22 protein-coding genes, 3 tRNA genes and 2 pseudogenes are annotated in these 26,136 nt (G+C 39.1%); 5 read left to right on the top strand and 22 right to left on the bottom strand.

Annotation, left to right across the window (positions count from 1 at the left end; translation table 11 throughout):
• Positions 1–232 precede the first annotated feature (232 nt).
• From AC6ER9_RS07435 to AC6ER9_RS07425, 3 genes are all read right to left on the bottom strand, one after another.
• Entirely contained in the window at positions 233–1,558 is a 1,326-nt protein-coding gene (locus tag AC6ER9_RS07435) for a TolC family outer membrane protein (protein WP_497075312.1), read from the bottom strand.
• Positions 1,559–1,591: 33 nt separating this feature from the next.
• On the bottom strand, positions 1,592–2,266 hold the full coding sequence (locus AC6ER9_RS07430) for a protein-L-isoaspartate O-methyltransferase family protein (protein ID WP_497074117.1): 675 nt from the start codon (positions 2,264–2,266) through the stop codon (positions 1,592–1,594).
• Positions 2,267–2,482: 216 nt separating this feature from the next.
• Positions 2,483–2,556 (bottom strand) — tRNA-Cys (locus AC6ER9_RS07425).
• Positions 2,557–2,751: 195 nt separating this feature from the next.
• On the opposite strand from AC6ER9_RS07425, the gene AC6ER9_RS07420 reads away from it, so the two are divergent.
• A tRNA-Asn gene (locus tag AC6ER9_RS07420) sits at positions 2,752–2,826 on the top strand.
• Positions 2,827–3,070: 244 nt separating this feature from the next.
• On the opposite strand, the gene AC6ER9_RS07415 is transcribed toward AC6ER9_RS07420, so the two are convergent.
• Genes AC6ER9_RS07415 through AC6ER9_RS07385 form a run of 7 tightly spaced genes read right to left on the bottom strand, consistent with a single transcriptional unit; the run spans position 3,071 to position 8,126 of the window.
• Complete coding sequence (locus AC6ER9_RS07415; protein ID WP_497074116.1) at positions 3,071–4,561, bottom strand: replicative DNA helicase; 1,491 nt, start codon at positions 4,559–4,561, stop codon at positions 3,071–3,073.
• Entirely contained in the window at positions 4,558–5,547 is a 990-nt protein-coding gene (locus AC6ER9_RS07410; RefSeq protein ID WP_497075311.1) for a phage late control D family protein, read from the bottom strand. Before AC6ER9_RS07410 ends, AC6ER9_RS07415 begins: the two co-directional genes overlap by 4 nt.
• Positions 5,538–5,792 (bottom strand): tail protein X, encoded by a 255-nt coding sequence (locus AC6ER9_RS07405; RefSeq protein WP_497074115.1) that lies wholly within the window; start codon positions 5,790–5,792, stop codon positions 5,538–5,540. Before AC6ER9_RS07405 ends, AC6ER9_RS07410 begins: the two co-directional genes overlap by 10 nt.
• A complete protein-coding gene (locus AC6ER9_RS07400; RefSeq protein ID WP_497074114.1) occupies positions 5,789–6,259 on the bottom strand; it encodes a phage tail protein in 471 nt (156 codons plus the stop codon). Before AC6ER9_RS07400 ends, AC6ER9_RS07405 begins: the two co-directional genes overlap by 4 nt.
• 44 nt (positions 6,260–6,303) lie before the next feature.
• Entirely contained in the window at positions 6,304–6,678 is a 375-nt protein-coding gene (locus AC6ER9_RS07395; RefSeq protein WP_497074113.1) for a hypothetical protein, read from the bottom strand.
• 16 nt (positions 6,679–6,694) lie between these two features.
• Positions 6,695–7,819 carry a PBSX family phage terminase large subunit gene (locus tag AC6ER9_RS07390; RefSeq protein ID WP_497074112.1) on the bottom strand — a complete coding sequence of 375 codons (1,125 nt, stop codon included), beginning with the start codon at positions 7,817–7,819 and terminating at the stop codon, positions 6,695–6,697.
• Positions 7,800–8,126 (bottom strand): hypothetical protein, encoded by a 327-nt coding sequence (locus tag AC6ER9_RS07385; RefSeq protein WP_497074111.1) that lies wholly within the window; start codon positions 8,124–8,126, stop codon positions 7,800–7,802. The genes AC6ER9_RS07390 and AC6ER9_RS07385 overlap by 20 nt, the downstream gene beginning before the upstream one ends.
• Before the next feature lie 293 nt (positions 8,127–8,419).
• On the opposite strand from AC6ER9_RS07385, the gene AC6ER9_RS07380 reads away from it, so the two are divergent.
• Positions 8,420–9,124, top strand: a complete 705-nt coding sequence (locus tag AC6ER9_RS07380) for a hypothetical protein (protein WP_497074110.1) — start codon at positions 8,420–8,422, stop codon at positions 9,122–9,124.
• 26 nt (positions 9,125–9,150) lie between these two features.
• Here the strand turns inward: AC6ER9_RS07380 and relB are convergent, their stop codons facing one another.
• From relB to AC6ER9_RS07355, 5 genes are all read right to left on the bottom strand, one after another.
• Complete coding sequence (gene relB, locus AC6ER9_RS07375; protein ID WP_497074109.1) at positions 9,151–9,378, bottom strand: type II toxin-antitoxin system RelB family antitoxin; 228 nt, start codon at positions 9,376–9,378, stop codon at positions 9,151–9,153.
• Between the two features lie 97 nt (positions 9,379–9,475).
• Positions 9,476–9,970 carry a hypothetical protein gene (locus tag AC6ER9_RS07370; RefSeq protein ID WP_497074108.1) on the bottom strand — a complete coding sequence of 165 codons (495 nt, stop codon included), beginning with the start codon at positions 9,968–9,970 and terminating at the stop codon, positions 9,476–9,478.
• Between the two features lie 54 nt (positions 9,971–10,024).
• Positions 10,025–10,468, bottom strand: coding sequence for a single-stranded DNA-binding protein (gene ssb, locus AC6ER9_RS07365; RefSeq protein ID WP_497074107.1), 444 nt, complete (start codon positions 10,466–10,468; stop codon positions 10,025–10,027).
• 283 nt (positions 10,469–10,751) lie between these two features.
• Positions 10,752–11,486 (bottom strand): hypothetical protein, encoded by a 735-nt coding sequence (locus AC6ER9_RS07360; protein WP_497074106.1) that lies wholly within the window; start codon positions 11,484–11,486, stop codon positions 10,752–10,754.
• 185 nt (positions 11,487–11,671) lie between these two features.
• A tRNA-Arg gene (locus AC6ER9_RS07355) sits at positions 11,672–11,748 on the bottom strand.
• 273 nt (positions 11,749–12,021) lie between these two features.
• On the opposite strand from AC6ER9_RS07355, the gene AC6ER9_RS07350 reads away from it, so the two are divergent.
• On the top strand, positions 12,022–12,795 hold the full coding sequence (locus AC6ER9_RS07350; RefSeq protein ID WP_497074105.1) for an NAD kinase: 774 nt from the start codon (positions 12,022–12,024) through the stop codon (positions 12,793–12,795).
• 147 nt (positions 12,796–12,942) lie between these two features.
• A complete protein-coding gene (locus AC6ER9_RS07345) occupies positions 12,943–14,346 on the top strand; it encodes a DEAD/DEAH box helicase (protein WP_497074104.1) in 1,404 nt (467 codons plus the stop codon).
• Between the two features lie 59 nt (positions 14,347–14,405).
• On the opposite strand, the gene gltX (AC6ER9_RS07340) is transcribed toward AC6ER9_RS07345, so the two are convergent.
• From gltX (AC6ER9_RS07340) to AC6ER9_RS07310, 7 genes and pseudogenes are all read right to left on the bottom strand, one after another.
• Positions 14,406–15,779, bottom strand: a complete 1,374-nt coding sequence (gene gltX / locus AC6ER9_RS07340; protein WP_497074103.1) for a glutamate--tRNA ligase — start codon at positions 15,777–15,779, stop codon at positions 14,406–14,408.
• Between the two features lie 10 nt (positions 15,780–15,789).
• The gene (locus tag AC6ER9_RS07335; protein WP_497074102.1) at positions 15,790–17,451 is read right to left on the bottom strand and encodes an NAD+ synthase; all 1,662 of its coding nucleotides are present in this window, start codon (positions 17,449–17,451) and stop codon (positions 15,790–15,792) included.
• A gap of 109 nt (positions 17,452–17,560) precedes the next feature.
• Positions 17,561–18,939 (bottom strand): annotated as a pseudogene (locus AC6ER9_RS07330) (class II 3-deoxy-7-phosphoheptulonate synthase).
• Positions 18,940–19,012: 73 nt separating this feature from the next.
• Positions 19,013–20,404: a glutathione-disulfide reductase gene (gene gor, locus AC6ER9_RS07325; RefSeq protein ID WP_497074101.1), complete on the bottom strand. Its 1,392-nt coding sequence runs from the start codon at positions 20,402–20,404 to the stop codon at positions 19,013–19,015.
• A 195-nt stretch (positions 20,405–20,599) separates the two neighbouring features.
• A complete protein-coding gene (locus AC6ER9_RS07320; protein ID WP_497074100.1) occupies positions 20,600–21,154 on the bottom strand; it encodes a DUF2059 domain-containing protein in 555 nt (184 codons plus the stop codon).
• A gap of 96 nt (positions 21,155–21,250) precedes the next feature.
• A pseudogene (gene rpiA, locus AC6ER9_RS07315) lies at positions 21,251–21,953 on the bottom strand (ribose-5-phosphate isomerase RpiA).
• A gap of 273 nt (positions 21,954–22,226) precedes the next feature.
• Positions 22,227–24,503: a ComEC/Rec2 family competence protein gene (locus tag AC6ER9_RS07310; RefSeq protein ID WP_497074099.1), complete on the bottom strand. Its 2,277-nt coding sequence runs from the start codon at positions 24,501–24,503 to the stop codon at positions 22,227–22,229.
• A 111-nt stretch (positions 24,504–24,614) separates the two neighbouring features.
• On the opposite strand from AC6ER9_RS07310, the gene gltX (AC6ER9_RS07305) reads away from it, so the two are divergent.
• The gene (gene gltX / locus AC6ER9_RS07305) at positions 24,615–26,045 is read left to right on the top strand and encodes a glutamate--tRNA ligase (RefSeq protein ID WP_497074098.1); all 1,431 of its coding nucleotides are present in this window, start codon (positions 24,615–24,617) and stop codon (positions 26,043–26,045) included.
• Positions 26,046–26,136 lie beyond the last annotated feature (91 nt).

Genomic DNA, 26,136 nt, shown 5'->3' with positions numbered 1-26,136 from the left:
TCAAAAACGCAACAATAAATAGAATCATATTTTCAGTGTATGCAAAAGAATTATAAGATCAACATGCCTCTCGTGATATTTTCAAATATGCTTGTCATAAAGAGGGCGCTACACACAACTTTATGCACTTAAAAAAATACATCTCCACTTTGTTTTTCAACATATCCAACGACTAATTAACTATTTTTTAAAAAATTAAAATGATGTGAGATCAAAGAGCTCATTTTATGCATTATCGAATATATTGAATTGTTTTTAGTCCTAGATACTTTGCAGTCAATTTACCAATAGAAGATTGAACAGTATAGCTTGCTACAACAGCATTACGTTCTGCCATTGCAAGCGCAATTTGAGCATTAATTAATTGAGTACGAGAATTTAAAACATCTAATGTCGTTGCCTGCCCCACACGATTTTCTTGAACACGACCTTTAAGAGCAATTTCAGCAGCACGAACACTTTCACGGTAGGCGATAACGGATGCACGGGCCCCCTCCAACTGGAACCAAGCGGAAGTAAGTGCTTGTCTTGTACTACTATGCGCCAAATCGAGTTGAAGCTGTGCCTGTCCGAGCTGTTCCTTCGATTGACGAATCTGCGCTGACGTACGCCCCCCTTCAAAGATTGGGACACTCACTGACAATCCTATTGATTTAGAAACGCCATCCTCTCCAACACCACTGTAAATTCTATTATAAGATGCGGTTGCAGAAAAATCAACTTTAGGCAGCAGTGCTCCTTCTTTCGCCTTTACATTATAACCACTCGCATCGACCAAATATTGAGCGTAAAGGATTGCTGGGTGCATCACAACACTCATTTGATAAGCAATATCAAGATTGACAGGAAAATCTGTAGCGACAGGTGGGCGTTTTAACTTTTCAGGATCAGAACCAATAACTTGTCGATACACTGCCTCTGCTGCTTTTACATCAGCACGAGCAAGACTCAGTTCTGAAACCGCCACAGAGCGTGCCGCTTGAGCTTGAGCAAGATCAACACGCCCCCCCTCACCTACATCAAACTTTGCTTTATTAGAACGAACTTGCTCTTCAAGAGCGGCTAAATTTTCTCTCCGAAGATCGGCAACACGACGTGCCTGATAGACATTAGCATAAGCCGTCACAGTTTCCAGAAAGGTATTTTGTTCAGCATTACGAAGATATTCCCGTTGCGCCTGCAGCTTAATCTGAGCTGAAGAAAACATATTTTGCGTAATAAAACCGTCAAACAATCTTTGATTTAACCTTACGCCTATAGATCCAGAAGTAACATAAGAGCCTGGAAAAGACTTACTCCGCCCATAGCTCCCAACCCCTTCAATTTGTGGCAACATCCCTGACCGCGCAATGACAACATCATCACTGGATATACGCACAGCTGCCCGTTCACTATTCAACTTAGCATTGTTTTGATAAGCCTTAGAAAAGGCATCCATCAATGTTTCAGCACAAACAGTCCCTGATAGTAAAAAACTCAAGAGCAGAAAAAAACACGCCTGAAACTTCTTGTTTACTTTGAACACAATACACACAATAACAAATCCCAAATAAATAATAGAACTATCTTTTATCCACAAAACAAACAAGCACTAAAATACAAAATCAGGTGTTTTTAAAAAACAAGGAAGAGGCTTCACAGCGAGATTAAAAGCACGACGGGATGAAATGATTCCATCTTCTTTTATATAGATTCGTGCCACAGCAGCATTTCCATTCCCTTCAACCACAACAAGACGTCCATTGTCTTTCATTTGATCAAAGATACCTTGTGGAATAAAATCGACCGATCCCTCAATAAAAATTACATCATAAGGACCTTCAACAGCGTATCCATACTCTAATGAACCATGAATGACAACTACATTATCACATTGATTACGTTCTAAAGCTTCAAGGGCACGTTCAAAAAGAAACTTATTACTTTCCAATGCAATCACAGACCCTGCCAGTTTTGAAAGCAAGGCTGCACAATAACCACTATTTGCACCAATATCTAAAACAACATCTGATGATTTTACAGCAGCAAGCTGTAATAATTTTGCGAGAGATGCAGGCTTCATTAAGTAACGCGGTGGAATCTCATCTTGCATTGGACATAGAACAACATCCGTATCAAGGTAGCTTAATGCTTTCATATCTTCCGATACAAAATCCTCACGAGATACCGTTAAAAACGCTTCAAGAACTGATAAATCCGTTACATCGACTGTACGAATTTGATTGTCAACCATTTTGCGACGAAGCTCAGCAAAATCTGCAACCATAACGACTATTTTCTCCTAACCTACAAAAATAAACAAAAACAGCAACAATGAGGACCTAAGATCTCTTAAACTATGGATGCTACAAAAAAAGAGACAACAGTCAAGCAATTAGATTTTAACTTTATAGTCTCTCATACAAAAGTGTCTTTGACAATTGTAGAGGAAAATAATTTATTTTCCACAGCCCCCCTAAAAGCCATTTCATTTGAGATCAGCTGGAGGCCTCGCCCGGAATCGAACCGGGATACAAGGATTTGCAGTCCTCTGCGTAACCATTCCGCCACAAGGCCTTATCAACATATATAAAGGTCTCAATAAGGGAAGGCAACGCATCCGTCAAGGTGTAGAAATCTTCTCTGGTCTTTTTTCCTCTTATTACACAATTTATCATATTTTTTATCATATTCTTTAAAAAAAGTAATTTTATCCTTTGCAAATCAATCTTGCTTTGCTATAGCCTGTTCAGCTAAATGGTTGAGCGTCGTTCCCCGGTAGCTCAGCGGTAGAGCAACCGGCTGTTAACCGGTTGGTCGCTGGTTCGAATCCGGCCCGGGGAGCCACTTTCTTTTTTCTCCGTATAACTTATTAAGCTTTATTAGTGTTTTTTCATGTAAGGGTGTAGCTTGCCAGCGGGTTTTGTATATTTTGACACTAGGTTTTGTACCAATTTATTTTTTTTCACATGATTTTTAAGGGGTTCTCAAAGGGTCTTCAAAGGCCTTTCAAAGGGTGTTTTAAGATTCGTAATTTTTTGTAAGAATCTATGGTTTTTTTCTTCTCAATCATCGGATCATCATTTTGAGCTCAAGCAGATATTTCTGAGAGATGAGTATGATCTGTTAAATCACTAAAGCATGTAAAGTCAGATTGGAAAGCAAGAGGGACGATTCCTGTTGGACCATGACGTTGCTTGGCTATGATAACTTCGGCTTTGCCCTTGGCTTGCTCCATTGCCTCTTTCCATTTGTGATATTCAAGCGTGCCTTCTTTGGGCTCTTCATTGTTGAGATAATATTCTTCACGATAAACAAACAACACAATATCGGCATCTTGCTCAATTGAACCTGATTCCCGTAAATCAGACAATTGTGGACGTTTATCTGTACGGTTTTCAACTTGTCGTGATAATTGTGAAAGCGCAATGATGGGAATATTGAGTTCTTTTGCAAGTGCTTTAAGCCCCATAGTGATGGCTGTAATCTCTTGAACGCGGTTTTCTAAAGAACGCTTTGAACCGCTTGTCATCAGTTGGATATAATCAATGATCAAAACATCTAGACCATGTTGTCGTTTAAGACGCCTTGCACGCGCAGCCAATTGCGCAAGAGATACAGCCCCCGTTTGATCGATATAAAGAGGAATGGTTTGAAGGGAACGCGTCATATGAACAATGTTTATAAACTGATCATCAGAAAGATTCCCTCGCCGTATATCAGAAGAAGAAACCTTCGTTTGTTCTGAGATCATGCGGGTTGCAAGCTGTTCTGTTGACATTTCAAGAGAGAAGAAACCAACAATCCCCCCTTCACCTTCTTTTGTGTTGCTATCACACTTGCAAGCATTGGCAATATTAAAAGCAATATTGGTTGCAAGGGACGTTTTCCCCATACCGGGACGCCCTGCTAGAATAATCAAATCAGATGCTTGCAACCCACCCATTTTCGCATCAAGGGTTTTAATATGGGTTGCCATACCAGAAAGCTTTGAAGAACGCTGTTTCGCAGCACTTGCCATGTTAAGTGCCTTTGTAATGGCGGTATTAAACTTTTCAAAACCACCCCCATATTTGCCTTTTTCGGCTAATGCAAATAACTGACTTTCAATCGCTTCAATTTGTTGCGAAGTGGTCAGTTCTAGAGGAGCATCAAAAGATCTATTCACAATTTGAGTGCCAAGGTTAATTAAAGAGCGGCGAATAAAAAGATCATAAATGACCTGTCCATACTCTTGAGTATTGATGATTGTGATAGCTTCTTTGGCTAAACGCACCACATAATTAAAGACTGTGATATCTCCAACTTTCTCATCATTTGCAATAAAGGGCTTCATGGTAATGGGATCTGCAACTTTTCCCTTTTGAACAATTTGTGAGATGATATCAAAAAGCCTTTGATGAAGGGCTTCAAAAAAATGTTCTGCTTTAAGAAAATCAGCAACACTCTCAAGCGCATTATTATTGATCATGATTGCCCCAAGCAAAGCTTGTTCTGCTTCAATATTATGGGGCAGTTGCCGAAAAGAAGAGGCAAAAGTATCTCTTGGGTTTTCTGCTTCTAACACATTTAATTTTCTCATGCCTCTTTTCCTTGATTTGGTGCCTCAAAGGTGATTTCTATGGTGTATCCGCTTTGCTTTTCATAGCGATGGGTCACGGTTGCCGCATGCCATGGACCATTGATCTCTCTACGAAACCCTTGCAATAGCAGTGGTTGACCCGCCATGATCTCAGGGCGCCCCTCAAGGCTTACAGAACCACTGCCCATCGCGCGGCAAAGCCGTTCCGACTCAGAGGCTGCTGCTGCTCGTGCTTGGCTCTCACAGGGGTAGCAGGTTCGCAGACGACGCACCGGACCATGATACCCCGTGTGATGTTTGACAAAATACTGTTGCCCTTTTGTGCGATCAAAATAAGAGGCTTCAATGGTGCCGTATTGGGTGCGCGGCTCGAGACTAAATTCCCAATGGGAACAATCCTGTTGATGAATTGTCTGGAGAGGAAGATTGTCCCCGCTTAAAAATAAAAACTTATTGTCTTTGATCAAAAAACGCGCCTGCATCCGATCAGCAAGGCGGGTTAAAAAATCAATTGCCGATTGATCCGTGCGCACCACATAAGGCAAGGTTTGTTTGGTAAATTGGGGACTCACCTTTGCTTGATAGCCATGACGTTTGGCAAGGGTCTCAACGATCTTGCCAACGGTTTGATGGTCAAAATGTTCGCTCATCTGTTCTTTGATTTCCTCACGCATGGAAGCACTTTTGCCACAAAGGCGTAAAATCTCTCCATCACTGCCCCCACAACTGATCACCGATTCTACAACAAAACGCCCCATAAAAGCACGAATGCTGTTCTCATAACCAAAGGTGATATGGAGTGCACTGCCCGCTGCTGGAACTTCTAAATCATTGCCGCTATCATCAAATTCTGCTTCAAAGCTATCGGCTTCATTACTCGTATTGTCCGTGATGGTTGCCGTTAAAAGACGCTGGTAAAAAACCTCATGAACAAGTTTCTCCCCCACCCTTACCTCAATAAAGGGATATGTGCGCATTAATCCCATAGCCGTTTGACCACACTGTTCTTTTCGCATGAGACAAATTCAGGCAAAAAGACTTTTAAGCCCCGCGGCAAAAAAGCCCCATACCCCGCAATTTCTGGATTAGCCTCCAGCGTGGCTTCTAAATAGCCTCTCAATGACCCCGCTTGCCTCCAGTCTCCTAAAACAGACAAGGCATGCTGATAACAAATCAAGTCTAAACTCATATCCTCTAATTCTACAACGAAATGCTTTGCGGGGATCTTCATGGGCTATCCTTCTCTTGTCCCCCCTGAGATTGCCCTATTTGATATTGACCTTGCGGCTTTCCCCCATCAAAAAACGGTAACAGGCTTATGGAATAGCGAATGCGCCCCGATTGACCAGAGCGGTTAATGTAATCATGGTCTTTACGAATATGGGTAATCACGACTAAACCATGCATTAAGGCACTGTAGCTATCATCACGCATCCAACGGATCATCTGAACGGGTTTTGCAGCCCGAATGGTTCTGGTGATGGCATCAATGGCAACCCGATCACCAAACTCTTCTGGAAACAATACCCCGTGGAGGGTTTTAGGATCATTGCCATAGCCGGTAAATTGCAAACCAGGGGAGCGGCCAAAACGTTCTAAGCAAACCCACGAGGCAGAAAACTCTTCCTCAAAAGATTGGAAATTCAACCAGTCCACATAGAATTGATGCGGTCCTAACATCAACAAAGGATCTTGCATGCTCCCTCCCCTCTCATTCTATTCCCTTCATTCTATCGTCTCCATTACTCTGTTCCGCCGTGCAAGGCATTGGCTCCTGCCCGTTGCAAAGCATGACGAACCGCATAACCGGTCGAGGCGGGATCATGTGCGCCATTGACATGCACCGTGACATTTTGATTGTGCGTGATGGGGACGCGCTCTTTCTCTCGCTGCTCTGTGAGAGGGGCATTGCCATGCCCTGCGCTTGCAAATTGCACAAGTGGTTGGATAGGCGTTTTGTCTCCCAAAAAACTTGGCAAATAATCTCTTACATCAATCGACCCAATCCACCCTTTAATGCGGCGAGGCAATGATTTACAAAAATCTATCAATTGTGAGATAGACGACATAAAGCCATCGATAACCGAATCCCCTAAAGCTTCTCCGGCTTGTTCCATACCAGCCTTGGCACTCTCAGAGAGCTTTTCCAGGGTAAAAAAGCCACGAAGGTAAAATACATCGCACTGCCTCTATTCGCATTTTGACAGCACCGGCTCCTTGATTAGGAATGACCTGCGTTTCAAAACCCGCATCATTGAGAGCACTCTCAAAACTCACATTGTGCACACGGTCTCTGGTCGCACCATCATGGGGTAACACCATTAGTGCTTTCTCGTAACCATTGTGACGTAACCAACCGATATGCTCTGATAAGGGCTGCCCTTGTGCCTCGTAATAATCCAGCACTCTGATCTCTCTGCCAACAAATTGTGCTATCCATATCGCTGTTGCATCTGCCTTAGCACCCGTTCCCCCAATATCCCAAAACGCCCGTATCTGCATTAAAGGATCACGTGCAACACGCCCTATCCGCCCCTCTTGCTCGGCTGCCAACATCTCCTTTTGAAAGTAAGCCCCTTGAACTGCTGTAAGATAAGCCCCTTCCCAGATATGTTTATAGGTCTCGGGGCGGGATCTCAAATCATCAAGCCGTGCTTCATTCAAGATTTTCGGAAACTTCGGATTATCCGACCAGTTGATCTCTACACGCTTAATGGCTTCATTGTCTGAAAAGCGAAACCGCCTTTCAACCGGTGCATTATCCCGTAATGGGTTCCATGTCACCCATAACTCTGCTCTCCAGCCCTCTCCCTCTTCACGCAACGTCGGTATAAGCGTCTGCCAAGCTGTCTCTGTCACGGGCTCTGCCTCATCAACCCAACAGAGCAAAATACGCCCCATCGACTTAATACTCGCAATATTACGGTCCAGTCCAGAAAACTGAAAAGCTATACGACCATCATTCGACTTAATCGAAGCTTCACCAACCTTGTAATAGTCCTGTAAGAAGTCATGGGCTTCAATCGCGCGCTTAATTTCCTCCAATGAACTTTCTGCCAACGAATTTTGAAACTGACGTGCACAAAGGATAGTCCCCGATATCCCTCCCATACCAAATTGATAGCCTTTTAAAGCCGCCATCAAGGCAAATGATCTTGTCTTCCCAGACCCCCGTCCACCCCAAGCTGCTCTGACCAAAGCTTCCCCTGCAAAAAGTGAAATAAGCTTTGGTACAATCTTAATCTGTCTTGTTGTCATGAACCAAAGGCGCTATTTCTACACGCCCTATCATCTTAATTGCGCCCCCATCTTCCCCCGTCACTTGCAAAGGCAAAATCTTACCAAGCAACGCTAAATAAGCCGCGGGGCATTTGAGTGCTTGCTTTTCCAGATAAGAGATCAACCCCTCATTGCCATACTTATTGCCTGCCCGTTCCGCTGCTTTAATCACTGCCTCTTTTAAAATGCGTGTCGTCTTATTGGGTACACCTTTGACACGCCCTTGCCCTGCTTTTGGAGGCATTCTTTTTAGTTGCGAAGTCATCTCTGTATTTTCTGCTGTCATCCAATACTTATCTCCAGATAACAAAAAACCCCGCAAAACGCAGGGCTCTAAACAATCATATCATCATAAAAGGGGTTTAATGAGAAACTCTCTACTGTAATTTTAGACGCAATTCGACCAGTACAGCAGCGCTATAAAACACCATTATTCACACCATGTCAACAAAAAAATCATGATATTGTATATTTTTTTATTTTTTATCTAAATCTAGTGTTTTTAATAGTCAAAAACTCGCAATTGCCTTAACTAAACGAATCAATTAGAAAACTGATAATTAATAAAAAGGGGGGAAAATGTGGTTTCTCATAACAATTGCAATCCTTATCTTAATAATCCCAATATTAATTGATATTATTATAGCATTAATTTACGGTATTGGATTATTACTAAAGGGCATATTTGAAATTCTAATCACCATACTAAGTATAGTAGGAAACGTACTATTAACAATAATATCACCAACAGTAGAAACTATTGACTATGCCTTTACAAAGGATAAAAGCAAATGGAACGAAATCATTGAAAAACGAAAAGAATTTAAAAAACATAGAGCAATTAAGAAAAAAAGCGGAGAAAGAATAATAGATTATTGCTTTCGCTTTGCCAAACACAGTTTATTTTTACTCTTGCGTTTAGCGGGATTATCCTATTTCGCAGCAGCAGCAACTTTAATAATTATGTTTTCTACATTGTATATAATTGGCACATTTTTCTCCTATTCCTTTGCGCCTTATTTTATAGGAACAATTATTTTAATGCTTACTCTTCCTCTTACAGTCTGTATAGCACCAATCCAAGATAGAATCCAATCGCTACCGAATTTATTCTTACTACAAATATTAATTCTTTGGATTCAGTTTTGCGAAATTATATCTATGGAAATTGTATTTTCTATCGCATGCTTTGAAATATTCATATATGTATTATGTAGCTTTTTTCACGCAGTATTTATAGCAGAATTATTAGAACAACAGTCAACATCTTTTGAAACATTATAATAGATAATTTCCTTAGTTTCTCATATCTAATCGTCCAAGCCAAGCTCTTCCCTCACCTCTTCAGAGCTATAAAAAGGTGCCTCTCCTCTTTTAACACGCTCTCTGACCTGTGAAGCTAAATAATAATCCTCTGCTTCCTCTATTCCACGTTCAATAATCTCACGCAAATAAAAAGACTTTGTACGTCCTGTCTTAGCAGCTAAATTATTTAAACGTGTTTCAAGATCACTTGACAAACGAATAGATATTGTCATAACGCAATCCTCATAGTTGTATTCACTGTAATACAAATACAACTTATTGTACAGAAAAACGTTTCACGCCACGCTGCAAAAAACTATGTAAAAACATTTACCATTTATTTTTTTGATCAAAATATTTCTGGAGAGCATTCAGAGCAATACGCAACGAACTTACAAGATATGGTAGCTCTTGATCTTCTACAACAATATATTGTAAAGCTGCATGAAGATTATACTGTCTATAGATGTATTGTTCCTCTCTTATCGCCTCTTGCATATTTGAAAACTGTTCTGTTGCCAATTCAACCCATTTTTCCCTTGCTGCCTCATCAGAAGATGACGGCATTTCGTCATAAACAGCGCTTGGCAAGCCTTTTGCACACGAATAGTCATTTTTCACTTCAAGATATTTTTGCGCAGCATCATACTGCTCTTGAGTAAGAACACCTTGCAAACACAACCGCCCGATATAAGACCCAGCAAGTGGACTTTTAGCCTCTTCTATAGTCAAACCAAAGCGCTTTGCACGCATTTCAATTGCTAGTTGATTAATAGGTTCCGGAAACGGTATAACCCGTGAAGCACAATATTTTTTCTCTCTCATAGATCTCTCAATCTGTAAGCATCCACATTTTTTTCTTTTTGCTATATTGTTCAATCAGAATGGCATGCTGTCATTATAAGATGCGCTATAATCGGCTGCCCCTGAAGCAACAGCATAATTTTGAGAAGTAACGGGTGGAGGAGTAGATTGCTCTTTTTTTGCATCAAGCAAATACAGTTCACCTTTGTATTGTGACAAAACAATTTCTGTTGTGTAACGGTCATGACCATTTTTATCTTGCCATTTACGGGTTTGTAATTTGCCTTCTACGTAAACCTTTGAACCTTTGTTTAAGTATTGAAGAGCAATTTTTGCCAAATGTGGATTAAAAACTACCACAGAATGCCATTCTGTTTTCTCTACTTTTTGGTGCGTGTTTTTATCTGTATAGCTCTCAGAGGTTGCTAACCGAAAATTGACCACTTCTGCACCAGAATTCATCGTTTTGCTCTCTGGATTATCCCCTAAATAGCCAATTAAAGTCACTTTATTCAACATGTTTGTAAGTTCCATTTGATTTGCATTTTATACATATAAAATTTTATCATAATTTGTTTATTTTTTCAATATTTTCAATAAGATAACAACATTTTTAAGTATTATCGCTATGAATGGCATTGATCTTGTTAAAAAAAATTATAAGCAACTGAATATACACTGTTAATACTAACTTAATATCACTTAATCGCTTGCATTTTCATATGTTTTTTTATAGCAAAACAAAAGCCGCTCCCATTTAAGAAACGGCTTTTTTTGCTATAAAGCAGCCCCCCGCCCCGTTTTATGCTGTTTTATCTAAAGTTTGTTTGCTACCATCAGTATCTTCACAAATCTTTTGCTCGCCATTAATAACGGCGTTTCCATAAATTTTTACATAATTAGCTATAGCCCAACCATCAGTACGAGGCTTGCTATAAACTGTTGCATTGTCACAAACCTGTGCATTGCCAAAGACCTCAACATCCTCAGAAATAGTAGCTCTGTCATAAATACAAGCATCATCATAAATTTTAGCACCACTATAAATACAAGCAAATCCTAATACTTTTGCATTTCCGTAAACTTTGCCACTCACATGAGTACTACCAAAAACTTTTGCATTATCAGAAACATATGCCAAAAAAGAGAGTTGTGCATTATCAGAAACAACAGCATTGCCACGAACAGTGCCATTAACCATTGCGCTATCACAAATTTTCGCATTTTCAAAAATCTTAGCATTATGAAAAACTTGAGCGTTATCCATAATAACAGCGTTGCCATATACTTTTGCACTTTTATAAACGCGTGCATTATTACGAATTTGTGCATTATCAGAAACAACAGAATCCATAGCAACCATAGCGTTATCATAAACCCAGCAATCGCCGTCATGAGAGAGGTTGCCTTCATTTTCAATAACGCCACCGAGGTCGCCTGCTTTAACGTCTGCAAAGTCCCTTAATGCTCGTATACGTCGTACAAGCTTATTCCCTGGAATACGGAGAGTTTCACCAGTAAATTCATATTTTTTCATTGGAATATTTCCTTATCGTAATGAAGTTTCTATTGACACCCTATAAGGGCGTCGGGCGCTAGAAACACGGCGATAAGTCCGCTGTATGCTTTCCCCTAAAAGTATTGTATGGCATTTTAATAAAGGAGAAATTCAATTCTTTTAGGGAATATTGTTATTGAGATATAATATGAAGTTAAAAAGTCTGGTGCACCCGACAGAATTCGAATCTGTGACCTCTGCCTTCGGAGGGCAGCGCTCTATCCAGCTGAGCTACGGGTGCTTCACACTGAATATAAAAATCAGTTGTGGTCTTTTAACCAATCATATTCTCCGCTTCAATATTTAAATGACCATTCTAATAAAAAAAATCACTTATTTGTAATTATCTAACGACGCAACTCTCTTATTTTTCTACTATGATATTTCACCATGAAATGGCTTCTCTTTTTGTCTTCAATACTCTTTATTATTATAAAAAGAGCTTTTATTACAACTTCAAAATTCTTAAAAAATAAGTTACAAGATAAAGTATGAGTATCAGGATAATTCTTAAATGACTACATTACCAAGTCGCTTTCATTTTATTTCCGCAGAAACTGAGGAAGCTCTTAAAGCTACTCATAAATTAATTTCCATTTATGGTCATTCCCCTCTGGAAGAAACTGATATTGTTGTTGCTATTGGCGGTGATGGAACAATGTTACAAACAGTACGAGACGTTATGAACACTGGAAAACCTATTTATGGCATGAATCAAGGCTCTGTAGGATTTCTTATGAATGAATTTCATGAAAAAAAATTGCCTAATCGTATTGCTGTCGCTCATAAAAAAGAAATCCATCCCCTGCGCATGATTGCAAAAACTGAATGTCAAGGATCTATCGAAGCGCTTGCCATTAATGAAGTATCCCTCTTTCGGCAATCTTATCAAGCAGCCAAAATTCGCATCAGTATTGATAATAACATACGCATGGAAGAATTAAGTTGTGATGGTGTCCTCGTCGCAACACCTGCAGGATCGACCGCCTATAATTTATCAGCACAAGGACCTATTCTCCCCCTTATAGCCCCCCTTATGGCCCTCACCCCTGTTAGCCCTTTTCGCCCTCGACGTTGGCATGGCGCATTGCTTCCCGATACAGTAACAGTGCGTTTTGATATGCTCGAAGCTGAAAAACGTCCTGTTAATGCTGCTGCTGATAATGTTGAAGTTAAATCAGTCCATTCAGTGACTATTTCAATGGCAACAGAAGTAACTGCTTCAATCCTTTTTGACTCAAGCCATTCATGGGATGAGCGCATTTTATCAGAACAATTTCGCTATTAATGATTGTATTATGTGCTTTATATGTATATGATTGTTATAGTTTGTTTTTTTGTGAAAGCATCTTAACACTCCTTTATGAGTGGAGAACATTGGTTATATTCATCATTGAGAATGCGAAGTAAAAAGTACAGAGCAATTAATAAAAAAATGATACCATCTTTAAATAGTTTTGATGATTTAGGTCTTTCCGCAAAGGTTATTAATGCAGTAAAGTCAGCGGGATATACAGTTCCAACACCTATTCAAAGTGAAACAATTCCTCATGTTCTTCAAAGAAAAGACATTCTAGGAATCGCTCAAACGGGAACAGGAAAAACCGCCTCTTTCGTATTGCCTATGCTCACTCTCCTTGAAAAAGGTCGTGCAAGAGCACGAATGCCTCGTACGCTCATCTTGGAGCCAACACGGGAAATTGCAGCCCAAGTTGAAGAAAATTTCGATAAATATGGAATAAATCATCGTTTAAATGTTGCTCTTTTAATTGGTGGAGTTTCTTTTGAACACCAAGATCGTAAACTTGAACGAGGAGCGGATGTTCTTATCGCAACACCTGGGCGCCTTCTTGATCATTTTGAGCGCGGTAAATTACTCCTTATGGGTGTTGAAATTCTTGTAATTGATGAAGCTGATCGCATGTTGGATATGGGATTTATTCCTGATATTGAACGCATCTGTAAACTAACCCCTTTTACGCGTCAAACTTTGTTCTTTTCTGCAACAATGGCGCCAGAAATTACAAAGCTAACGAAACAATTTTTACATTCTCCCGTATCTGTTGAAGTTACAAAAGCTTCTTCAACAGCGACCACAATTACACAAAGGCTTGTCAAATCTGGCAATAAATCATGGGATAAAAGAGCGGTTTTACGTGAACTTATCCAAAATGAAGGGGCTGAGCTGCAAAATGCCATCATTTTCTGTAATCGAAAAAGAGATATCTCCGAACTTTTTAGATCACTCGTCAAACATAACTTTAATGTAGGGGCACTTCATGGAGATATGGATCAGTATTCACGCATGAACACGCTCGTTGATTTTAAAAATAATAAACTTACGCTTCTGGTTGCTTCTGATGTTGCTGCCCGTGGTCTCGATATCCCCGCGGTAAGTCATGTATTTAACTATGATGTTCCTACGCATGCCGAAGACTATATTCATCGAATTGGTCGTACAGGACGTGCAAATCGTCGTGGAAAAGCTTTTACAATTGTCACAAAAGAGGATCAAAAATACATCAACGCTATTGAAGAAATGAGTCATCAAAAAATTGAATGGCTCAATGGAGATCTCTCAACTTTAATAACCGATGATCAAACAGAAGATATTGTTGTAAAGAAAAAATCTTCACAATCATCAAAGAAAACTTCTCGAAAAGAGGCTGTTACTCACTCTAAAAAGACTGCAAAAGAGAATAAAATAGATCTTATCAAAAACGTGAAGGGTAAAGAAAATTCATTTGAGCAACAGCGCCCACGAAAAAATAGGAATTACGTGCCCCTTGGATTTGGGGATGATATTCCTGCATTCATGCTGATAAAAACGCGTAAATAAACTCGCACTTTACTCTCTGTAAGCGTAAAATAAATAAAAAATACTTTTAAAAGTTGCTCTTATTTCCCAGAGAGTCTTTCTATCACCTTTTCACGCCCTAAAAGCTGCAAAAGCTTTCCCATTTCAGGTCCATGATCCATGCCCGTAAGTGCTTGACGTAATGGCATAAATAGAGACTTTCCTTTCCGTCCCGTTTTTTCTTTTAAGGCTGTCGTCCAAACTTGCCAACTTTCATCCTTCAAGATACCTTCAGGTAAGAAACCAAGTGACTGCTGTACGAATGCGCGATCCTCTGGTGCAACGGTATCAAAACTCTGTTCATCATGAATAATTTTCCACCACAAGACAGCATCATTAACTTTATCAATATTGCCTTTTATCGCATTCCAAAAATACTCCGCCTTTTCTCCTTCAATAGAAAGATTTTGAAGACGCGTTTTAACGTCCTCATAATTTAATTCATGAACAAGGTGGCTATTTAAAGTATAAAGATCAGCAATATCAAATTTTGCCACCGATTTTGACGTATTTTGTAAATTAAAATGTTCTAAAAGCGCTGCTTGATGGGGATAGGGATGCACATTTTGTGATGTCCCAATCAAAACAGCAAGACATTGAACAGCTATCGATTCAAATCCTTCTTCCCGTAGAGAACGAATAGAAAGATCATTGTTACGTTTTGAAAATCCTTTTCCTAAAACTGTCGCTAATAAATTGAAATGACCAAAAACCGGTAATTCTGCACCCAGAGCTTTAAAAAGAGCAATCTGAGCACCTGTATTTGTAACATGATCATCGCCACGAATAATATGTGTAATGGCCATATCTATATCATCTACAACAGACGGTAATGTATAAAGATAGGTTCCATCTTCACGAATAAGAACAGGGTCTGAAAGAGAAGCCAAATCAATCGTTAACTTTCCCTTTACAGCATCATTCCAACAAACGTCTGTTCTCTTTGTTTGCAAAGGATTATTTTCAAAATTAGGAAGAAGAAAACGCCAATGGGGTTTACGACCTTGTGATTCAAAGTTTTTTTTCTCTTCTGCTGTCAACTTCAATGCTGCACGGTCATAAATGGGAGGCAGTTTGCGTGAAAGCTGGATTTTACGACGTCGCTCTAATTCTTCCGCTGTTTCATAACAAGGATAAAGAAGGCCACGTTGTTTGAGAATTTCTGCCACTTCATCATATCGCTTAAATCGCTTAGATTGGTAATAAATTTCATCGGGTTGGATTCCAAGCCATTCAAGGTCAACAGCAATAGCATCGATATATTCCTGTTTAGAACGCTCAATATCTGTATCATCATAGCGCAAAATAAACTTTCCCTTATGTGCTTGCGCATGAAGCCAATTGAAAAGCGCACTACGGATATTGCCAATGTGAATATAACCTGTTGGAGAGGGAGCAAAACGAACTTTAACCATAAAAGAATACTCAATTTTTATCGCGAAAATGATTGACAATGGGATAACGACGATCGCGTCCGAAATTCTTATAACTGATTTTTACACCGGGTGCAGATTGTCGCCTTTTATATTCAGCACCATAAAGAAGCTGTTCAATTTTCTCAACAGTTTCCCGCAAATGCCCACGTTGAACAATATCACAAATACTCATGTCATTTTCTACAAGAGATTGCAAGATATCATCTAAAATAGGATAAGGGGGAAGAGAATCTTCATCTTTTTGATTTTTCCGCAGCTCTGCAGAAGGTGCTTTTTCTATAATATTGGGTGGAATGACAATTCCTTTTGGTCCTTTAAAATTGTGTAAGTGATTTTTATTGCGCCACTCAGATAATTCATACACTTGCATTTTATAAATATCTTTGAGAGGATTAAATCCGCCATTCATATCACCATATAATGTTGCATATCCCACAGCCATTTCTGACTTATTGCCTGTTGTTACCACCATTGACCCAAACTTATTTGAAAGAGCCATTAAAAGTGTGCCACGGATACGACTTTGAAGATTTTCTTCCGTCACATCAGAGGATAGGCCTACAAAAAGAGGCGATGTTATATTCAAAAAAGTCTCAACAGCTTGCTCAATCGGTATGATTTCATAATGGCATCCTAAAAGATTGGCACATTCTTTGGCATCTTGTAATGATTCTTGCGAAGTATAATGATAGGGCATCATAATGGTGCGAACCCTCTCAGCACCAAGAGCATCCACCGCCATTGCCGTACAAAGAGCTGAATCAATTCCTCCTGAAAGACCAAGAATAACATCCTTAAAGCCGTTTTTATTAACGTAATCTTTCAAACCTAAAACACAAGCCTGATAATCAGCGGCTAATCCATTGAGAAGAGTTTCATTAGAGCCTGAAATACAGTGCCATCCTGTCGTTGTTCGTTGCCAATGACTTAAAGAAAGATGACTGTCAAAATGTTTCATTTGAAATACCGTTTTGCCTTGTCCATTTAAGGCAAAAGATCCCCCATCAAAAACCAGTTCATCCTGACCTCCAACTTGATTAGCATAGATAACTGGCAGCCCAGATTGAAGTGCATGTGCACGAACAACTTCTATCCGCTTCTGTGTTTTATTACGATAATAGGGAGATCCATTAAGGACCAGAATCATCTCAGCCCCTTTATTGCCAAGTCCTTTACATAAAGAGGGATCATTCCAAATATCTTCACAAATCGCTATTCCCAATTTTATTCCATGATAATTAATTGGTTCAGGACGTGGTCCGGGAGAAAACAAACGCTTTTCATCAAACTCAGCGTAATTAGGTAAATCAAACTTCAAGCTTTCAGAAATGACTCGCCCTTCATCAATAAGCATGACAGCATTGTAAATATGGCCATCACGCCTTAATGGGAGGCCAATAACAATTCCTGGTCCGCCTACAGTTATTTTTGCTAATTTCTCAACAGCCTCTTCACATGTTTTTGTAAAAACAGGTTTTAAAATAAGATCTTCCGGCGGATAAGCACTTATAAAAAGCTCCGTGAATAAAACAAGATCAGCCCCCTCTTCTTTGGCCGTTTGATGTGCCATAACAGCAAGAGAAAAATTTCCTTCAATATCACCGACAATAGGATTCAATTGAGCAACTGCTACCCGAAAATCATTTTTCATAAACCTTTATATCACTTCATCAGTTTGGCGACCACAACTTTATTCTTCATCATTGAAAATATTACTTCCTTTAAAATGACCATAATGATCTAAAATTAAAGATGTTTATCTACTCACCAGCAGCCAGTGCTAACGGGTCAGTTGCACGATTCTTTTTAAGGAGTTCAGCAACAAGAAAAGCTAGTTCTAATGCTTGATCTGCATTTAATCGTGGATCACATTGCGTATGATAGCGATCAGATAAGTCATCTACAGAAATAGCATGCGCTCCCCCCGTACATTCGGTTACATCACGACCTGTCATCTCAATATGAATGCCTCCTGGATAGGTTCCCTCTCCACGATGCACAGCAAAAAAGCTCTCTACTTCTTTTAAAACATATTCAAAGGGACGCGTCTTATAACCGTTGGCAGTAATTGTATTACCATGCATTGGATCACAGGACCATATAACCTCACGCTTTTCCCGTTCAACGGCACGGATAAGTTGAGGGAGATACCTTTCAACCTTATCATAACCAAAGCGCGTAATAAGCGTAAGCCGCCCGGTTCATTCTCAGGATTCAAAATATCAATTAATCTTAAAAGCTCATCAGGTTCAATAGAAGGACCACACTTTAATCCTATGGGATTTTTAATGCCGCGGCAATATTCAACGTGAGCATGATCAATCTGACGTGTACGGTCACCAATCCATAACATATGGCCAGATGTTGCATACCAATTTCCTGAAGTTGAATCAATCCGCGTCAAAGCCTCTTCATAACCAAGCAAAAGTGCTTCATGACTGGTATAAAAAGATGTTTCACGCAATGAAGAATGCGTTTTGGATGTAATCCCTATGGAACGCATAAAATCAATTGCTTCAGAAATACGCTCTGCCAATAATTCATAAAGCTCCCCCTGCGGACTGTTAGAAACAAAACCCAACATCCATGTGTGAACATTTTCTAAATTAGCATAACCACCTTGTGAAAAAGCACGCAATAGATTAAGTGTTGCTGCAGATTGGCGATAAGCCATAGACATCCGTTGCGGATCTGGAATACGAGAATCAGCTCCAAATTCAATGCCGTTAATAATATCCCCCCGATAAACAGGAAATTCAACGCCATCTTTTCTTTCTATATCAGAAGAGCGAGGCTTTGCAAATTGACCAGCAATACGACCAATTTTAACAACGGGTTTAGAACTCCCAAAGGTTAAAACAATCGCCATTTGCAAAAATACACGAAAAAAATCGCGGATATTATCAGCTTCATGTTCTGCAAAGCTTTCGGCACAATCACCCCCTTGCAATAAAAAAGCCCTGCCTTTCGCAACAGCGGCTAATTCATTTTTTAAATCACGCGCTTCACCAGCAAAAACCAAGGGAGGATAGCTTCTCAGTTTTCTTTCAACATCTTCTAACATAGACTTATCTGAATAAGTCGGAACTTGTTTAATTGGCTTTTTTCTCCAAGAGTCAGGCGCCCATTCTTTTATCATTACACTCCCTCTAAAAAGTTAAGCTTCTTTCAGCTTGGCATATCAAAAATTTTTTATCAAACTTAAAGGCTGTTTAACTTTCTATTTTCTTCCCATTTTCATACATATAACTTGGTTTATACATCGTTACAAATTCTTCTGCCATCGTTGGATGCACTGCCATCGTTTCATCAAAAATATCCTTCGTCAGCTTACCCTTGATAGATATTCCAATAAGTTGTGCCATTTCACCAGCATTTTCTCCTAAAATATGAGCGCCTACAACAATACGGCTTTCACCATCAACAATGAGCTTCATAAACATTTTTTCTGAACTACCGGAAAGAGCATTACGCATAGGACGAAAAATAGTACGATAAATCTCAAGACGCTTATAACGCTGTATAGCCTCTTCTTCAGAAAGACCTACTGTTCCAATTTCAGGCTGTGAAAAAACGGCTGTTGTAATTAAATCATAATCAGGTTTTGTGGGAATATTCTCAAATGCTGTCTTCACGAAACACATAGCATCATGTATCGCAACAGGTGTTAATTGAATATGACCTGTTACATCCCCTACAGCCCAAATATGGGGGATATTTGTTGTCATTTTTTCATCAACAATAACACCACCAAACGCATTCATTTTTATACCTGCCCTCTCAAGTCCTAAACCAACGGTATTGGGTATACGCCCCATAGCTAACATAACTTGATCGGTTTTGATCGTTTGCCCATTGGATAAAACAACAGTATAACAATTTTCTGCCGCTTGCACTTTAGAAACTGTTACACCATAAAGCATAGAAATCCCTTTTTCAATCATTGAATCGCTGAGCAATTGCCGCAAATCATGATCAAAATCACGGAGAATTAAATCACCACGATGAAGGAGTGTTGTTTTTACACCTAGCTCATGAAAAATATTAGCAAACTCAACACCAATATACCCTCCACCAACAATAGCTATTGATTTTGGAAGTTCATCAAGATCAAAAACCTCATTAGAAGTCAGGCAAAAATCAGCGCCTTCTATGGTTGTATTTGGTGCAACTTTCGCCCCCGTTGCAATCAAAACTTTTTCCGCAGTTACGCGCTCACCGGTAGCAGAAAGCTCTAATGTGTGATCATCGATAAAAGTAGCACGACTTTCATAAATATGTACATTGTTATTTTCTAATCCCTGACGATACAGCCCTTCTAATCTTGATATTTCTTTATTTTTAGCCTCAACCAACTTTTCCCAGCTAAAAATTGGATCCGTATATTTCCATCCAAAACCGACGCTTTTCTTAAATTCTTTTGTATATTGTGAAGCATAAACATAAAGTTTTTTGGGAACGCAACCACGAATAACACAGGTTCCCCCTATGCGATATTCCTCTGCTATAGCGACACGCTTGCCAAGAGCTCCTGCAAGCCGTGCTGCACGCACCCCACCAGAACCACTTCCAATAACAAATAAATCAAAATCAAATGAGCTCACAAACTATTCCTTCTTAATATATCTGTAGCAATAAGCTAAGATCATTTATTTTCAAATAAAAGTTTTTTTCTTTTGAATAAGCATTTTTTTAGTCAAAAAAGAACAGACTCTTAAATTAAAATATTAAAAACGGCGGAAAAACCGCCGCTCTTTAAAAATCAGAAATTACCCATTGCTGTTACAATATCCACTAGGCTATTTTTTACTTTCTGAAGATTCTGATTTTGTAGGCATTGCAGAATTATTCAAATTAAGTGTTTCAGACATTTCTTTTTTTACATTTTCTACAAGATCCTGCATAAGAGCAGAACGCCATACATCAAATACAGAATAGGAATCACGCGCAATATTAGGAACTTCTTTCAAAAACTTTTTACCGGTATCAGAATTATAAAATGCTGTGATTGCATCAAGTTCTTTTTGCGTAAAATATTTTGCATACACATGAGCAACCTCTTTTTCTAGATCAGAGCGCCTTTTAATCAAAGCAAGCGCCTGCTTATCGACGATATCAGAAATAGTTGTTGCTAAATTCGGATCATCACTGATCAGCTCATTTTTGAAATCATGGACTGCATTTGGTAAAAAACTATCAAACTGATCCGTTGCATGAATAGCTCTGATTGCCTTTCGTGCAGAATCTAAATGCTGCTCACTCACACCTTGCGCATGAACCATGCCAATATTTAAAAAAACGGTAATTGCAGCTAAGTATACAAAAAAACGCTGAAAAGAAAATATTACTCTCATTTAATGATTACCCCAATCGCTAATTATAATTTAAATTCGTTATTCTACCCAAAATCTTTTTTACTGTGCTACCATATCACCTTGTAAATGTCTTTGCTAAAAATCAAATGGCTCTAAAACTTTTATTTGACCATCAGCCATAGCGACAATTGCACGTGAAGCCAACCCCAAAAAAAGACCATGCTCAACAACCCCAGGAATGGCAAAAAGTGCGTCTGATAATAATTTGGGCTGCAAAATGCATCCCCAAGACGCATCAAGAATAAAATGACCACCATCTGTTTCAAAAGGTCTTTTTCCATTCATTCGCAATGAAATTTCTCCAGAAAGCCCTAAATCTTCAGCAGCTTTTTCAATGGCTTTGCGTGTTGTATGGATACCAAATGGATTCACTTCAATCGGTAGCGCAAAAGCACCAAGTCTTTTGACTATCTTTGTCTCATCAGCAATGACAAGCATTGCACGAGATGCCGATGCGACAATTTTTTCATACAATAATGCTCCCCCCCCCTTTAATGAGCATCATCTGAGGACCGATTTCATCTGCTCCATCGATATCAAGATCCAGCTCCGGTATTTGCTCTAGAGTGCTCACAGGTACCCCAAACTGATGACAGAGTTGTTCAGAATATCGTGAAGTAGCAACACCCGTCACACGCAGCCCCTCCGCAACACGCTCACCAAGAAGACGAATAAATTCATTAACAGTTGAACCAGATCCAATACCAAGTCGCATACCATCTTCAATAAATTCAAGCGCTTTAGCAGCTGCCATTTTTTTTAACCGCTGAACATCCATGAATGACTTTACCTTTTATTATCCGCAAGCAACATATATCACCCCCATTACCATCAGCAATAACGATAATAAAAGGTAATCTTTTGACACAATTTATTGCAACTTAACCGCTACTTTCTTTTGAAGAGATGTTACCCATTATAGAAATATATGATAAGAATAAAATAGAATAATCAACAATTATCTTTTCTATTTCAACGCAAAAATATATCAGAAAAATCTTCTCTTGACTTTTGTTTGGTCAATTATCCAGATATGAGAAAATGCGATAAATTATAGTTTTTTTTGTGAATATTGTCTGTGCATATTCCATGGTCTATAAAACCCTAGTGAAGACCAAATAATATCTCCACCTTCCGTCATCATAACGCTTCCTCTTGATTGCAGTTGTTGAGGCATAAATATTATTTTTGCCTTGTTGTTGCATGTTTTGCTATGCATTAAACGTGTCTGAATAAGAATATCTGCCTCTAAACATTGATCCGTTTCTCTCTGTAAAACCATAACTTTTAATCCATTCTCTAATAAAGACGTACATACATGACGATCACAAATAAATTGTCCGTGAAACGAGGGACCATACTTTGTGGGTTTAATCGTCTCATTCAAACGAAACGACTTTTTCCATATGGATGTCGTAAACTTAGAATAATGGTGACGATCAATATATAATTTTTTATCATGGATAACGCCTACAAGACGCATATTATCGGCTATAATCAGTTGTATAGGTGAATGCATGACACAAATAAATATACCAGCTAAGATAAAAAGACTAAAAAAGAGTCTGATGGGTGTTTTGCAAAAAGTCAGCCCAACCAAGCCTATACTCAATAAAACTAACGCGGATAACGGCATAAAACCAGGATTTAAATCAGGAGAAATAGTCTTGATAGTCTGTGCAATCTTTATTACAAGATCAATACCAAACCCCATAATTTGAAGGGGGAGCCATTCAAATCCTCCTAACATTGCAAAAACTGCCATCAACCCAAAAGGAATGACGAAAATTGAGATGATAGGCAAAGCGAAAGCATTACTGAAAATACTCAAAGATGCCGTATTAGAAAAATGATAAGCAGCATAAATTCCACTTGCACTCCCTGCAACAAGGGAAGATGCACATATTGAAAGTATCGATAAGAAAGTAACATTGATTACTTCTCCTCCAACATAAGAAGGGGATGTTTTTCTTTTACGAAAAAATGACCGTCCACTCCACCAATCAAAAAAAGCAATCAAAGCAGCTGTTGCTGAAAAGGACATTTGAAAACTAGGACCTAATATTTCATGGGGTCTAATCGCTAGAGTTATCAACCCCGCAATAGAAAAATTACGCATTGTTACAGCAGAGCGATTACACAATATAGCAATCAACATAACAGCAATCATCACAAAACTTCTTTGTGCGGATATTGCTAAGCCCGACAAAAGCAAATAAAAAGCTGTTATCATAAATGCAACGATAGCAGCAAATTTTTTACTGGAGTAATAGGAAGAAAAAACTGGAAAAAGTGCTAAAAAACTACGGACACCCAAAAGAACTATACCACTCAATAAAGCCATATGTAAACCTGATATTGATAAAATATGAGCTAATCCAGCCGTACGTAGCGCTTCATTTGTCTCATTTGAAATGCCTGCACGGTGTCCTGTTATGAGAGCTGCAGCAACACTCCCCTTTTCTCCCTCAAGATTCAATCGGATTCTTTGTGTTATCTTTGTGCGTAAACTTTCAATTTTCTGTAAAATGATAGCAAATATTGCATCAGGCTTTGCAACGGATATTTTTTTTGGTTTTCCTAAATAAACGCCTTGAGCCCCAATTCCTTTAAAATAATTATGAAAACTAAAATCATAGCCTCCTGGACGTACCGGCCCTAAGAACGCACGAAGCTTAACTTTTCCATGCAAACCATCACCAATTGCTAATCCAGATGGCAAATATCTTGCCGATAGACGCACACGATGAAGACTATGTCGTAATATGGGCTTTTCTGTATTCAAAACATCCAAGACTAAACGATATCCCCCTTTGGCTCCTAACTCAATAGAAACAATTCTCCCCGTCAATGTAGTGACAATATCACTGCTTAACATGGGTGTTGCAATACGCCAAGTTTCTATTTTGGCAGCCAAAATCCCCAATACGATACAAAACAAAAAAACCGTCGGAATCCACATTTTTCGATAAAAATGTGCACTATAGAATATTCCCAGCAAAATACTGAGCAACACCCCCAATTGTCCCCAACTTGGCTCCTGTTCTAAATGAAAATAAAAAATGATTCCTAGGGAAAAAAAGAATAAAGTTAGCGAAAAAAGGATACCAAAAGAAACTTCTTTATTGATACAATCTGCTAACCATTTCCCAACAAAAATGATTGCTTCTTTTAAGAGCGTCAATAAAAAGAATTTTTGTTGATTATAACGGCTATTCTTAGCATCATTACACTTAGAAAAAACACTCTGCCCTATTTGACACGGCTTTTTTCTTTCTGTAACAGATTTTGCGGATAATCCCTCTTTAACTTTGCTTTTATGAAACATCCGCCCCCACTTTTAACTCGCAATGCGGCTATTGCACACCCCATAACCTATGCTAACATAACCTTTTTATGAAGTTCTATAAATAATATCTTAATTTAAAGGAAAATATTCGTGTCTGTTATTACTCGTTTTGCTCCCTCACCCACAGGATTCCTTCATATTGGTGGCGCTCGTACAGCTCTTTTTAATTGGCTTTATGCAAAACATACCGGTGGAAAAATGCTTCTACGCATTGAAGATACAGACCGAGAACGCTCAACAGAAGCCGCTGTAAAAGCTATTATAGATGGTTTGCACTGGATGGGGCTTAGTTATGATGGTCCCCCTATTTCACAATTCGAACGTGCAGAACGTCACCGCCAAATTGCCAAACAGTTGGTCAAGAATGGTAAAGCATATTATTGTTATGCCTCACCTGAAGAGTTAGCTGAAATGCGTGAAAAAGCCCGTGCAGAAGGACGCCCACCTCGTTATGATGGACGTTGGCGCGACCGTGATCCTTCTGAAGCGCCTAAAAACGTTAAGCCTGTTATTCGCATCAAAGCCCCTGAAGATGGAGAAACGATTGTACACGACCGTGTTCAAGGAGATGTTCGTTTTCCTAACAAAGATTTAGATGACTTTATTATTTTGCGTTCTGATGGCTCGCCTACCTACATGCATGCTGTTGTCGTTGATGATCATGATATGGGGGTTACACATATCATACGTGGTGATGATCACCTAACCAATGCAGCCCGACAAACGATTATCTTTAAAGCAATGGGGTGGGATATTCCTGTTATGGCCCATATTCCTCTTATCCATGGTGAAAACGGTGCAAAATTATCAAAGCGACATGGTGCACTCGGTGTTGATGCTTATCGAAAAATGGGATATCTTCCTGCTGCTTTGCGCAATTACCTTGTCCGTTTAGGATGGAGTCATGGTGATGACGAACTCATGTCACTTAAAGATATGATTTCTTGGTTTGATATTGAAGATATTAACAAAGGTGCTGCTCGTTTTGATTTCAAAAAGCTCGATTCCATCAACGGACATTATATGCGCACGAGCAAAGATCAAGAACTTTTTAATGCGGTTCTTGACATTCTACCAGAAACCGATGAGGGAGTACAAATCATTGAAAGACTTGATGAACAACACCGTATTCAATTTTTCAAAGCAATCCCATATTTGAAAGAACGTTCAAAAAACCTGTGCGAACTGATTGACAATGCTTCCTTCATTTTTACGCAACGACCATTACAACTTGATGAAAAAGCACAAATGCTCTTAGATAAAAATGGACGAACTATTTTAAATGATCTTTATCTTACTCTGAAAGCTTGTCCTTCTTGGGACACAAAAGTTCTCGATGAAGCTCTTCGCTCTTATATCCAAACACAGAATCTTAAATTTGGCTCTATCGCCCAACCACTTCGTGCAGCTCTTACAGGATGTACTACATCGCCTAGTGTTTTGGATGTTCTTATTTTATTGGGACGTGATGAATCTCTTCATCGTATCAATGACCAACTTATCACAACGATAGGTCCATGATGTATCCTGAGTGTATCTATACAGACATCTCAACGCGATCTAAAAGATTTTTTTTATGTTATATCATTGAAATACAGTGTTTATTGAGTAA

This window comes from Bartonella sp. SL317 (assembly GCF_059687655.1).
The sequence above is the reverse complement of the archived record's forward strand: the minus strand, read 5'-3'. Positions and strand labels throughout refer to the sequence as shown.

Bases quoted from the DNA above. Each gene is read 5' to 3' on its own strand.
- AC6ER9_RS07320 (WP_497074100.1), bottom strand. From the start codon at position 21,154: ATGAGAGTAATATTTTCTTTTCAGCGTTTTTTTGTATACTTAGCTGCA.
- AC6ER9_RS07390 (WP_497074112.1), bottom strand. From the start codon at position 7,819: ATGACAACAAGACAGATTAAGATTGTACCAAAGCTTATTTCACTTTTT.
- relB (WP_497074109.1), bottom strand. From the start codon at position 9,378: ATGACAATATCTATTCGTTTGTCAAGTGATCTTGAAACACGTTTAAAT.
- AC6ER9_RS07370 (WP_497074108.1), bottom strand. From the start codon at position 9,970: ATGAGAGAGAAAAAATATTGTGCTTCACGGGTTATACCGTTTCCGGAA.
- AC6ER9_RS07385 (WP_497074111.1), bottom strand. From the start codon at position 8,126: ATGACAGCAGAAAATACAGAGATGACTTCGCAACTAAAAAGAATGCCT.
- AC6ER9_RS07350 (WP_497074105.1), top strand. From the start codon at position 12,022: ATGACTACATTACCAAGTCGCTTTCATTTTATTTCCGCAGAAACTGAG.
- AC6ER9_RS07430 (WP_497074117.1), bottom strand. From the start codon at position 2,266: ATGGTTGCAGATTTTGCTGAGCTTCGTCGCAAAATGGTTGACAATCAA.
- AC6ER9_RS07335 (WP_497074102.1), bottom strand. From the start codon at position 17,451: ATGAAAAATGATTTTCGGGTAGCAGTTGCTCAATTGAATCCTATTGTC.
- AC6ER9_RS07360 (WP_497074106.1), bottom strand. From the start codon at position 11,486: ATGAAAAAATATGAATTTACTGGTGAAACTCTCCGTATTCCAGGGAAT.
- AC6ER9_RS07395 (WP_497074113.1), bottom strand. From the start codon at position 6,678: ATGGAACAAGCCGGAGAAGCTTTAGGGGATTCGGTTATCGATGGCTTT.
- AC6ER9_RS07380 (WP_497074110.1), top strand. From the start codon at position 8,420: ATGTGGTTTCTCATAACAATTGCAATCCTTATCTTAATAATCCCAATA.
- AC6ER9_RS07410 (WP_497075311.1), bottom strand. From the start codon at position 5,547: ATGGGATTAATGCGCACATATCCCTTTATTGAGGTAAGGGTGGGGGAG.
- gltX (WP_497074103.1), bottom strand. From the start codon at position 15,779: ATGGTTAAAGTTCGTTTTGCTCCCTCTCCAACAGGTTATATTCACATT.
- ssb (WP_497074107.1), bottom strand. From the start codon at position 10,468: ATGTTGAATAAAGTGACTTTAATTGGCTATTTAGGGGATAATCCAGAG.
- AC6ER9_RS07400 (WP_497074114.1), bottom strand. From the start codon at position 6,259: ATGCAAGATCCTTTGTTGATGTTAGGACCGCATCAATTCTATGTGGAC.
- AC6ER9_RS07415 (WP_497074116.1), bottom strand. From the start codon at position 4,561: ATGAGAAAATTAAATGTGTTAGAAGCAGAAAACCCAAGAGATACTTTT.
- AC6ER9_RS07405 (WP_497074115.1), bottom strand. From the start codon at position 5,792: ATGAAGATCCCCGCAAAGCATTTCGTTGTAGAATTAGAGGATATGAGT.
- AC6ER9_RS07310 (WP_497074099.1), bottom strand. From the start codon at position 24,503: ATGTTTCATAAAAGCAAAGTTAAAGAGGGATTATCCGCAAAATCTGTT.
- AC6ER9_RS07345 (WP_497074104.1), top strand. From the start codon at position 12,943: ATGATACCATCTTTAAATAGTTTTGATGATTTAGGTCTTTCCGCAAAG.